General features: G+C 60.7%; 15 protein-coding genes. 8 read left to right on the forward strand and 7 right to left on the reverse strand.

Translation table 11 applies throughout. From position 1 onward, the window contains the following. Positions 1-211 precede the first annotated feature (211 nt). The 6 genes from CHB86_RS24810 to CHB86_RS23885 form a co-directional block, all read right to left on the reverse strand. Positions 212-349: a hypothetical protein gene (locus tag CHB86_RS24810; RefSeq protein WP_176443012.1), complete on the reverse strand. Its 138-nt coding sequence runs from the start codon at positions 347-349 to the stop codon at positions 212-214. A 132-nt stretch (positions 350-481) separates the two neighbouring features. Then, positions 482-1,288 carry a transglutaminase-like domain-containing protein gene (locus tag CHB86_RS23865; RefSeq protein WP_089235627.1) on the reverse strand — a complete coding sequence of 269 codons (807 nt, stop codon included), beginning with the start codon at positions 1,286-1,288 and terminating at the stop codon, positions 482-484. A gap of 31 nt (positions 1,289-1,319) precedes the next feature. Next, positions 1,320-2,102, reverse strand: a complete 783-nt coding sequence (locus CHB86_RS23870) for a hypothetical protein (protein ID WP_141135005.1) — start codon at positions 2,100-2,102, stop codon at positions 1,320-1,322. 194 nt (positions 2,103-2,296) lie between these two features. After that, positions 2,297-2,758 (reverse strand): hypothetical protein, encoded by a 462-nt coding sequence (locus tag CHB86_RS23875; protein WP_176443013.1) that lies wholly within the window; start codon positions 2,756-2,758, stop codon positions 2,297-2,299. A gap of 8 nt (positions 2,759-2,766) precedes the next feature. Further along, positions 2,767-3,153: a hypothetical protein gene (locus tag CHB86_RS23880; protein ID WP_089235629.1), complete on the reverse strand. Its 387-nt coding sequence runs from the start codon at positions 3,151-3,153 to the stop codon at positions 2,767-2,769. Next, positions 3,150-3,464, reverse strand: coding sequence for a hypothetical protein (locus CHB86_RS23885; protein ID WP_245838342.1), 315 nt, complete (start codon positions 3,462-3,464; stop codon positions 3,150-3,152). The genes CHB86_RS23880 and CHB86_RS23885 overlap by 4 nt, the downstream gene beginning before the upstream one ends. A gap of 272 nt (positions 3,465-3,736) precedes the next feature. Here CHB86_RS23885 and CHB86_RS23890 point away from each other — a divergent pair, with 272 nt between their 5' ends. The 4 genes from CHB86_RS23890 (at position 3,737) to CHB86_RS23905 (ending at position 5,493) form a co-directional block, all read left to right on the forward strand. Then, on the forward strand, positions 3,737-4,162 hold the full coding sequence (locus CHB86_RS23890) for a hypothetical protein (protein ID WP_089235630.1): 426 nt from the start codon (positions 3,737-3,739) through the stop codon (positions 4,160-4,162). 89 nt (positions 4,163-4,251) lie between these two features. After that, positions 4,252-4,572 (forward strand): hypothetical protein, encoded by a 321-nt coding sequence (locus tag CHB86_RS23895; RefSeq protein ID WP_089235631.1) that lies wholly within the window; start codon positions 4,252-4,254, stop codon positions 4,570-4,572. Positions 4,573-4,786: 214 nt separating this feature from the next. Then, positions 4,787-4,975: a hypothetical protein gene (locus tag CHB86_RS23900; RefSeq protein WP_089235632.1), complete on the forward strand. Its 189-nt coding sequence runs from the start codon at positions 4,787-4,789 to the stop codon at positions 4,973-4,975. 260 nt (positions 4,976-5,235) lie between these two features. Beyond that, complete coding sequence (locus CHB86_RS23905; protein ID WP_089235633.1) at positions 5,236-5,493, forward strand: hypothetical protein; 258 nt, start codon at positions 5,236-5,238, stop codon at positions 5,491-5,493. 95 nt (positions 5,494-5,588) lie between these two features. On the opposite strand, the gene CHB86_RS23910 is transcribed toward CHB86_RS23905, so the two are convergent. Then, complete coding sequence (locus CHB86_RS23910) at positions 5,589-6,323, reverse strand: Crp/Fnr family transcriptional regulator (protein WP_089235634.1); 735 nt, start codon at positions 6,321-6,323, stop codon at positions 5,589-5,591. A 150-nt stretch (positions 6,324-6,473) separates the two neighbouring features. Between CHB86_RS23910 and CHB86_RS23915 the strand changes: the two genes are divergently transcribed. The 4 genes from CHB86_RS23915 (at position 6,474) to CHB86_RS24815 (ending at position 9,111) form a co-directional block, all read left to right on the forward strand. Beyond that, entirely contained in the window at positions 6,474-6,710 is a 237-nt protein-coding gene (locus CHB86_RS23915) for a hypothetical protein (protein ID WP_089235635.1), read from the forward strand. 133 nt (positions 6,711-6,843) lie between these two features. Beyond that, positions 6,844-7,131 carry a co-chaperone GroES gene (locus tag CHB86_RS23920; RefSeq protein WP_089235636.1) on the forward strand — a complete coding sequence of 96 codons (288 nt, stop codon included), beginning with the start codon at positions 6,844-6,846 and terminating at the stop codon, positions 7,129-7,131. A gap of 44 nt (positions 7,132-7,175) precedes the next feature. Continuing rightward, on the forward strand, positions 7,176-8,813 hold the full coding sequence (gene groL, locus CHB86_RS23925; protein WP_089235637.1) for a chaperonin GroEL: 1,638 nt from the start codon (positions 7,176-7,178) through the stop codon (positions 8,811-8,813). 106 nt (positions 8,814-8,919) lie between these two features. Beyond that, positions 8,920-9,111: a hypothetical protein gene (locus CHB86_RS24815; RefSeq protein ID WP_176443011.1), complete on the forward strand. Its 192-nt coding sequence runs from the start codon at positions 8,920-8,922 to the stop codon at positions 9,109-9,111. The last annotated feature ends 33 nt before the right edge of the window (positions 9,112-9,144 follow it).

A 9,144-nucleotide genomic window follows, 5' to 3' on the forward strand; every position in this document is an offset into this window, starting at 1 on the left:
GATGATTTCAATCTCAGACATAAGCATGTGCTCAGGGCTATCCCTAAGCCTCCTGGGTCAAGCCCAGGTGTCCGGTCGAAATGGGGGCCAGTTCACTGGAAAATACCGCAAGTGTTTTGCTCGTCAGTTCTTCCATTTGCATTGTTCTTTCCCTTGTTGCTGCAGGTGGTCCACGCGCCCTTAAGAATGGGGCGCGTGGCCTGTGCACATCTCACGATGTGTTGGATTTCGCTGGCGCTTCCTTGTCAGCGGCTTTGGGCTTGTTCTCCTTGGCAGGGTTCTTCGCGGTCTCCGCAGGCTTCGGCTTCATTGCGGCCGCTGCCTGGGCAGTCAGGTCCTTGAAGGACATGTCATCGATCCTTTGATTGGCCAGCGCCGACTCCTCATCCATCACGGACCGGGATACTTAGCGCCAGTAACACCTATATGGGGATTGGCGACCCCATTTTCGATGGCGCATCGAAAAGGAAGCCAAGGTCAATCAAGCCAGTTCATTGGTCCAGACCTTGAATTCCGTCAAAGTGCTATCCCCGAATGTCTGGGTCAAAGGTACATCGGCAGAATCGCGCCCGCGCGCGATCAGAATTCTCGCAAACCTCGGCTTGTTGTTCCGCGGGTCGAACACGTGCCATTCGCCAGCAAGGAATACCTCCATCCAGGCGGCAAAATCCCCTGGCGGATGAGGTCGAGGTTCGCCGATGTCGCTCAGATATCCGGTGCAGTAGCGGGCCGGAATGTTCATGCAACGACACAGCGCGATGGCAAGATGTGCAAAATCGCGGCAGACACCCTGTCGCTCGGCGAGGGTCTGCGATGCGGTGCGCGTTGCCTTCGCCTGCATATAGTCGAAGCAGACATGCCCGTGCACGAAATCACAGATCGCCTGGACGCGCGACCACCCGGGTTGAGTGGTCTCGAAGAGACGCCACGCCTCCTCCGAAAGAAGATCGGTATCGCAATACCGGCTGCCCTGCAGAAACACGAGGGTCTCGAAAGGCAGATCCTGGACCGCGTGCTGCAGCGCGCCCGGGTATGCGGGATCGGGCTGGCCCGTGTCGCGGAAGATGCCATCCGTCGACAGGCAGAAGTCGCCCGCCGGAGCCATGAGGCGCGTACACCAGTTGCCAAAGCCGTCGCGGTAGCTTTCGAGCGGTACGCTCGGCGACGTCACGAGGTAGTCTGCACGCTCCAGATCGCCAAAGCGCGAGTAGTGGACGTTCAGCATCGCGATTAACGGTGTCGGCTGCGGGAAGCTGTAGCGCAGACGGCACCCGATGCTGACGCGCATGCCGGACCCGCCACGACGAGAAACATCCGCATCACCGTCCAAGGATGCACATCCCGTCCGAGAGCCGGAAGCCTCGATTGCAGCTCCACCGGTTGCCGGATCGGTCGAGATAGGCGTTCTCTGGCAGATCGATGGCGACGCAGGCGCCATTCAGCGGCTCGTATCCGCGCTCGCAGCTCCAGCCCGGTCCATAGGATGCCTCGTCCAGATAGGCATGCGATGGCACGACAACGGCGTCGCATCGGTCGTCGATCTTGACGAAGCCTCGCTCGCAATCCCAGGCGTCTCCATAGGTTGCGTTGGTCAGATACGCGTTCGCTGGCATGGCAATCGGCAAACATGTCCCTGCAACAGCCTCATAGCCACGATCACAGGTCCATCCCGTCCCCGAGTTATCTTCTGTCAGGTAGGCACGCTCGGGAAGAACGATGGGCACGCATGCCTCGTCCTCCTGCCGGAACCCGCGTTCGCATTGCCAATCGTAGCCGGAAGACCGGAGGAAGGCATTGGCGGGCACCGGGATGCGATTGCAGGATATCGCGTTTACCTCTTCATACCCACGGTCGCACTCCCACCCCGTCCCGTAGGAGCGACCGGTTGGATAGGCATGCTCGGGGATGTCGAGAGCCAGGCATTCAGCGGCCTCTAGCCGATAACCGAGTTCGCAGACCCATCCGTCGCCATAGCTGCGCGGCTGGGCGTTCTCAGGCATTGGGCCGGTGCCATCCTGCGCAAGCACGGGGAAGGCGAAGGACGCGATCACACCGGCCATAGCTGCCGTAGTCGCAATCAGGCTCGCCAGAGGTTGCCTCATCGCCGCTTTCTCCTTGACGGACCAGAGTCCGCGGGTTGCCGCGCGGGTCTTCGATAGCCCTAGCGTCAGCGTTCCGGTCAACCGTCGAGCGGGCAGTGGCGGGGAGCCCCCGGAGTTCGATCTCGATGGCATGCCTTCGTTCTCGGCCACCTGGATCGAGAAGTCCTGTGGGACTGTCGGATGAGTACTAACGGTCATCGGGGCGACAATTTGTGCAAGGCCGCAGCCGCAAGGGCATGCTCCTTCTGGTGGTAGTCGCCGCGAAACTTGCCATCGACCTGCACCTCCCAGACGCCGTTTCTTTCGCGCACCTGAACCCCGCCGCGCTGCGCCGGCCGGTTCATGGAAGAATCCTGTGATCCTCTGCTTTTCGGCGGCACGGGTTTCATGTCGGTCATTTCGGGCTCCTTCGCCTTTGGCACGCGCGCTTCTCCGAGGAGCATCACAGCGCGAATGAATTCTGCCGCATAATCATCGGTTTCGCGGTGGTCGTGTTCGTGCCGGGCCATACTCATCGACTCGACGAAGCGTTCTCGAAGGTGGTCCACGAAACGCGGTTCGGTACGGGCCATGTAGGCGATCAGAGCTTGCAGGATCCGTTCATAAGCCAGCACACGCCGTTCGAGGTCGGTGGTCTCGGGGGAAGCTATCGGCATGGCGCGGTTCATCCTTCATCGACCGCGCTTTCCGGGCGCTCCGGCAACGCGTCAACATCAAGGGCTGCCAGGCAGGCCTGCGCGATATCGCGGTTCGGAGCATCTGTTCCGGGCACCGTCGCCCAGCCCGCCTCCATCAGGGCATCGCGCCGCTGATAGGTCGAGGCGGCCCGGATCGTTTCAAGCTTTTCGGCCCGTGCTGGGTCGGACTGTGCCATCTCAAGGCAAACCGGCACCATGGAGGCGACGACATCGTCCTGGGACATCGCCATTGCCCTGTCATTCGCGGTTCCGCCGGTCACCCAGCCGCCCCAGGTAAAACCGACCACGCCGACAAGGGCCGCGCCGATGACGGCACCATAGATGCCGGGCTTGAGCCATTCGGGAGCATTCATTTCAAGTCCTCCTGCGGAGAAAGCGCCGCCTCGCTGTGATTGTTTTTCCCAGTCGCGCCCCGATCCCGGCTCAGCGCCTCTTTCAGGTCGCTGTCGGAAATCGCCCGTAACTCTGTCCGCCCCGCATGACCGCCCCTCCCGCGCACCGTCAGGTAGGTCGCCGTACGTCGGTAGGCCTCGAAGCTCAGCCCCTGAAGAAGCTCCTCTTCGACAAGAACTTCGTAGTCGCCCGCGGGCAGATCGCCCGGGTATCCCGGCAAGGTAAACGGGTTCGAAAAAGTCACTGTCGATCTGGTCGACCGCATGTTCATCCCTGGTCTCCGCGATGTTGGCAGATCCGTCGCTCACCACTGTTGACGGCCCCTTGGAGTGCGGGACGGACCAGCCGAACGATTGAGTGTCTTGTACCTCGGGATCGTTCGGCTGGCGCTGACGCATGTTAGTCCCGGGCACCGAAACGGCTGCGACTTTCCTGAGGGCAGTCGCCCGTACTGACCTGTGTAAGGGCGGCGAGACCGACCTGCGCGTATCCTTTGGAAAACGGGGGCGATCTGCGTTCCTGCAACCCTTGAAAGGATTGGCGATGGCCGACCCCAATGTTCTCAACCCGCACCCACCCGAGTTCGATCGGTTTCTCCAAGCGTCGGTCGGCGCAGATCAAAACGGATACACCGTGACGGTCCTCTCGACTCTCGCGCGGCTAGGCCTCGATCCATGGAAAGAAACCGCTGAACTGGTCACGCTTGGGCGCGACGACGCGCGAGCGCGATTGGGGGCACTGCTTGCCCGGTTTCGTGACGTTCCTGCGCTCGCCAGCGATCACGGCAGGGTCGCACGAGACTTGAGCCAGCTGCTCCCCGAAGGCCGGGCGTCGGGTAGTCTGAAGCGAGCTGTCTCGACTGAGGCCGGCGGCCGCCCGGGAACAAGCGGAGCGATCTGGGCGGTACTCGCGATCGTCTTTGTGCTGTTTCAGACGTTCATGGTTGGCGGGTCGGGGTCAGGCGAATGACCGTATCAACCGCGACCGAGAGGAGACCGGCACATGCTGCGCACAAGTCTGGTACGCTTTCTCCACACGAACAGGGCATACTCTGGGACATGGAGGAGCACTTCTGGACCAGCGGCGCCGACAGTGCGCAGGCGACCACAGCAACCAACGCCGTTATGGTCTTCCCCTATCCGCCCGGCATCCTCCAGGGCGACCAGATCTGGCCCCATCTTCGCGAAAGGACCGGCTGGCGTTCCGTCGTCATGGCCGAACGGCGCGTGACGCGATGCGGTGACATCGCGATCCTCACTTACCGGGTCTCGGCTGAAAAAACCGACGTGCCGATCTACAAAGCGCTTTGCGCCTCAACGTACCTCAACGATGAGGACACCTGGCTGAGGATTTCCCACCAGCAAACTGTGGTGATTTAAGAACCGCAGAGGCAATCGACCTGCCGCGGGCGCCGGGACTAACCTGCGTCAGTGCGGCGAGGCCCTGGCACGGTTAGATGAGACGTGCCCGCCGAATATTTGGTGGCGCATCTTTTTCCGAGTACCCGAGAAGCGTGTGGGCGTGCCGATCCCCAAAGGGTCGGCATGTCGGCGCGCTTCTTATTCTCGGAACGTCCAGGAAAGGACAATTCCAATGACTCCCGAGCAAAACAAGACTGCCGAGAAGATGACCTCCGTGAAAGCCGCGTGGGACAAAGCGCCCGCTGGTCCGAAGAAGGATGCAGCGCTGAAGCACTACCAGGCAGCCGAGAAAGCACACACGGCGAAGAACGACGCCGAGACCAACAAGGAACTCGATGCCGCGAAGCATGCGCTTTCTTGATTTTCGTCGTCTGACGATACGGCCGGGCCGCCTACCGCAGGACGACAAGCGGCCTTGTCGGAAGTCGACGGCACCCAACCTGACGGGCCGCTAACATGGATCAATACAGGCGGGTGCATATCTACTTACTGTCAAACTAGTCTGCCAATACCTTGGCGGGAAACCTGCCCCAGCTCTCCGAAGTCCTGACTAGGAATGGTCGTCAACCAATCGGGTCATGGCATTCGCCGAAGCATGGACACTCCAGAAAGGACTGTTCAATGAATCTCTTCATAAATTCTCCTCCGTTCAAAGCGCTCGTCGGCGGACTCGCGCTTCTTGTCGCTACAGCGACAGTCGGCCAAGCCGAGTCGGTCTACCCGAAGATCGTGAAGCCTCAGCAGACACCCAACATCGTTCGGCCCTGCACGGGGCTGGAGAAGTCGGCGAAGCTGTCGCCGACAGAGTGCGGTACGCTCACTCTGTCCGAGGTCGTCACGCGCTACAATGCGCTGAATTCGGACAATGGTGACAATTGAACTCAACCTCGACACTCGCAATTTACGCCGGATAAAGGCGTGCGCCGAGTCGTGAAAAGAGAACGCCGTCCCGTTGGTAAACGGGGCGGCGCAGGTCATTTCAGCAGCGGACCACTTTGGTCCAGATAGGCCGGATCGAAATCTGCAAGTTCCACCAGCCCGGAACGGTTATCAAACGACACGCGACCATCGCGGAAAGTGACCAGCCCGTTTTCGCGCAGCTGTCGCAGGACGCGATTCACATGAATGGCACTTAACCCCAGCACATCGGCCAAGTGATACTGGGTCAGTGGGCAATCGTATCCTTCCCTGGATCCCATACCCACCAGTGCCAGCCTCGATCCCAGTTCCAGCAGAAAATGCGCCATGCGGGCGTCCGCATCGCGCCTGCCGATCCCGACGAGATGTTCGACCACCATGGCCTCGTCCCGTGACGCGGCCCATAGAATGGCCGTCGCAAGCCTGGGCGTCTGCGCGAAGGCGTCCAAAAGGTCACTCTTGAGAACCTCGGCGGCCATGATGTCCACGATCGGCTCGAAACTGTGGTCCGAGGTCCGCAGCAGCACGCTGCGCAGGCCGAGGAAATCCCCGGGCACCTGGAAATCGACGATCTGGCGCGTTCCGTCAGGTTGAAGCTTGTAGGAACAGACCCAGCCTTCCGACAGGATATACGCGGCTTGATCGGATTGCCCCTGATGCACCATATCACGCCCCGCGACGAAGGAGCGACGGCGCTGGTGCAGGCGCTCGAGCACATCCAACTCCGCCTTTGACAAAGCGACAAAGGCCGAAAGCTTGCGGGTCAAAGGGCTGTGTTCGGCTGATGTCATGAAGGCTCCTGGCGTGTCGTGACCCAGGAGCGGAAATCGGCCCGGACACTGCTCTGGATCAGTCCAGCATAGAGCACTTCCTGCGAGAAGTACGGATGTATCTGAACCTCGCCTTCCACGGGGATCACGATGCCAAGGAAGGAAACTCAGATGCCCACAGTGAGCGAACATGCAGGCCAGGCCGCCCTATCAATCTGCGAAGCGCTCCTGCTTGCCATGAAAGAGCGCGGGTTGCTGCCGGACCACGAGATCGTGGGGGTTCTTCGCGACGCCGCGGCGACCCATGAGAATGCCGTTGGCACCGAACTCGAAATGGAAAGGCACCGGGCCGTCGCCGAAATGATCAATTCGATCATCGCTGGCGGGAACTCTGTTCGAGGCCCGTGATGCAATATCGCGGCGGTCTTGATCCGCAATCTCGAAGAATAGCCCCACCAGGTTGTCGCCGCCTTGCGTGCATCGAAGCCGGGCATTCGAAGAAGGTACTTACGCCCGACAATCCTCGACAAGGAGCACGTCGATGTCATTCACGCCACTCCACGACCGGGTCCTCGTTCGCCGCATTGAAGGCGACGAGACGACCAAGGGCGGCCTCATCATTCCAGATACCGCCAAGGAGAAGCCTCAAGAAGGCGAAGTTGTCTGCGTCGGTGCTGGGGGAAGGCGCGAGGACGGCGAGCGCATCCCGATGGACGTCAAAGCCGGCGACCGGATCCTGTTCGGAAAATGGTCCGGCTCAGAGATCAAACTCGATGGCGAAGACCTTCTGATCATGAAGGAGAGCGACATTCTCGGCGTGATCGCCTGAGTCCGAAATCTTTCACGTCAAACCCAGCCTCAGGAACTCACACCATGTCTGCCAAGGAAGTTCGCTTCAGTACCGATGCCCGCGACCGAATGCTGAAAGGCATCAACACGCTGGCGAATGCCGTCAAGATCACCCTCGGCCCCAAGGGCCGAAACGTCATTCTCGATAAATCCTGGGGTGCGCCGCGCATCACCAAGGACGGTGTGACCGTCGCCAAGGAGATCGAGCTTTCGGATCATTTCGAGAATATGGGCGCCCAGATGGTCAAGGAGGTCGCGCAGCGCACGAACGACGAGGCCGGCGACGGAACCACCACGGCAACCGTACTCGCCCATGCGATTGTCCGGGAAGGTATGAAGTCGGTCGCGGCCGGCATGAACCCGATGGATCTCAAGCGCGGGATCGACAAAGCCGTCGCTGCGGTCGTGGCCGAGATCAAGACCATGTCCCGACCGGTGGGTGACAGCGACGAGATTGCCAAGGTCGGCGCCATTTCGGCCAATGGAGAAGTCGAGATCGGTCGGCAGATTGCCGACGCGATGGCCAAGGTCGGCAAGGAAGGCGTAATCACCGTCGAGGAAAACAAAGGGTTGGAGACCGAGACCGAAGTGGTCGAAGGCATGCAGTTCGACCGCGGGTATCTGAGCCCCTATTTCGTCACGCATGCTCAGAAAATGGTCGTCGAGCTGGATGACTGCGTCGTCTTGCTTCACGAGAAGAAACTCGCCTCTCTCATATCCATGGTGCCGTTGCTGGAGGCTGTGATTCAGGCCGAAAAGCAACTGCTGATCGTGGCCGAGGATATCGAGGGCGAGGCGCTGGCGACGCTGGTCGTCAACAAGCTGCGCGGCGGATTGAAGGTCGCGGCCGTCAAAGCGCCCGGCTTCGGAGACCGCCGCAAGGCGATGATGGAAGACATTGCTGTGCTGACGGGCGGTCAGGTGATTTCCGTAGAAATGGGCACCAAGCTGGAGAACGTCACCATCGACATGCTCGGTTCCGCCAAGAAGGTCGCGATCACCAAGGATGACACGACGATCATCGACGGTGCCGGCGACAGGAACGCGATCGCCGCGCGCGTCATGCAGATCCGGGCACAGATCGAGGAGACCACTTCGGACTACGACAAGGAGAAGCTGCAGGAACGCCTGGCCAAGCTTGCCGGCGGCATCGCCGTGATCCGGGTCGGCGGGGCAACCGAGATCGAGGTGAAGGAGCGCAAGGACCGCGTGGATGATGCGCTGAATGCCACCCGCGCTGCGGTTCAGGAAGGTGTCGTGCCCGGTGGCGGCGTGGCCCTCATTCATGCTGGCAAGGTGCTTGCGACGCTGAAGGGTGACAACAGCGATCAGGATGCCGGCATCAAGATCGTCCGGCGCGCGATCCAGGCGCCGCTGCGACAGATTGCCGGAAACGCCGGCGTCGACGGATCGGTCGTCGTCGGTAAGGTGATCGAGAACGACAGCCCGACCTTCGGTTTCGACGCGCAGACCGAGGAATACGTCGACATGCTGAAGGCCGGCGTCATCGATCCGACGAAGGTCGTCCGGATCGCGCTCGAAAACGCCGCGTCCATTGCCGGGCTATTGATCACGACCGAAGCGATGGTCGCGCAGAGGCCCGAGAAGGCCAGTGCCGGAAGCGAATTGTCCGACATAGGTGGAATGGGCGGAATGATGTGAACGCCGGCGTCCCGCGGGCAGGTGCCCCAGGACACCAATCCACGGTGGTGATGTAAACAAATGCTGATCACTGCGTCAGAAAAATCCAGGACCAGGAGGAACCGAAATGTCCAAAGGTGACAAGCAACGCGGCAACCGTGAAGCGAAGAAGCCCAAGAAGGTGAAGGAAAAGGTCGTTGCGACAGCCGACTTCACGAAGGGTAAAGCCTTGACCAATCTTGGCGAACACAAGAAGATGTCAACGGCGGCGCAAAAACCGACCACTGGGCGGAGCAAAAGTCGGCCAGTCTGGGCATGACCGTCGCCTTGGCAAACGTGCTCCTCGTATAGC

Source organism: Tropicimonas sediminicola (assembly GCF_900188335.1).
GTDB classification, from domain to species: domain Bacteria; phylum Pseudomonadota; class Alphaproteobacteria; order Rhodobacterales; family Rhodobacteraceae; genus Tropicimonas; species Tropicimonas sediminicola.

Bases quoted from the DNA above. Each gene is read 5' to 3' on its own strand.
- CHB86_RS23870 (WP_141135005.1), bottom strand. From the start codon at position 2,102: ATGAGGCAACCTCTGGCGAGCCTGATTGCGACTACGGCAGCTATGGCC.
- CHB86_RS23905 (WP_089235633.1), top strand. From the start codon at position 5,236: ATGAATCTCTTCATAAATTCTCCTCCGTTCAAAGCGCTCGTCGGCGGA.
- CHB86_RS24810 (WP_176443012.1), bottom strand. From the start codon at position 349: ATGTCCTTCAAGGACCTGACTGCCCAGGCAGCGGCCGCAATGAAGCCG.
- CHB86_RS23910 (WP_089235634.1), bottom strand. From the start codon at position 6,323: ATGACATCAGCCGAACACAGCCCTTTGACCCGCAAGCTTTCGGCCTTT.
- CHB86_RS23895 (WP_089235631.1), top strand. From the start codon at position 4,252: ATGGAGGAGCACTTCTGGACCAGCGGCGCCGACAGTGCGCAGGCGACC.
- CHB86_RS23890 (WP_089235630.1), top strand. From the start codon at position 3,737: ATGGCCGACCCCAATGTTCTCAACCCGCACCCACCCGAGTTCGATCGG.
- CHB86_RS23915 (WP_089235635.1), top strand. From the start codon at position 6,474: ATGCCCACAGTGAGCGAACATGCAGGCCAGGCCGCCCTATCAATCTGC.
- CHB86_RS23900 (WP_089235632.1), top strand. From the start codon at position 4,787: ATGACTCCCGAGCAAAACAAGACTGCCGAGAAGATGACCTCCGTGAAA.
- CHB86_RS23875 (WP_176443013.1), bottom strand. From the start codon at position 2,758: ATGCCGATAGCTTCCCCCGAGACCACCGACCTCGAACGGCGTGTGCTG.
- CHB86_RS23885 (WP_245838342.1), bottom strand. From the start codon at position 3,464: ATGAACATGCGGTCGACCAGATCGACAGTGACTTTTTCGAACCCGTTT.
- CHB86_RS23920 (WP_089235636.1), top strand. From the start codon at position 6,844: ATGTCATTCACGCCACTCCACGACCGGGTCCTCGTTCGCCGCATTGAA.
- CHB86_RS23880 (WP_089235629.1), bottom strand. From the start codon at position 3,153: ATGAATGCTCCCGAATGGCTCAAGCCCGGCATCTATGGTGCCGTCATC.
- groL (WP_089235637.1), top strand. From the start codon at position 7,176: ATGTCTGCCAAGGAAGTTCGCTTCAGTACCGATGCCCGCGACCGAATG.
- CHB86_RS24815 (WP_176443011.1), top strand. From the start codon at position 8,920: ATGTCCAAAGGTGACAAGCAACGCGGCAACCGTGAAGCGAAGAAGCCC.
- CHB86_RS23865 (WP_089235627.1), bottom strand. From the start codon at position 1,288: ATGCGCGTCAGCATCGGGTGCCGTCTGCGCTACAGCTTCCCGCAGCCG.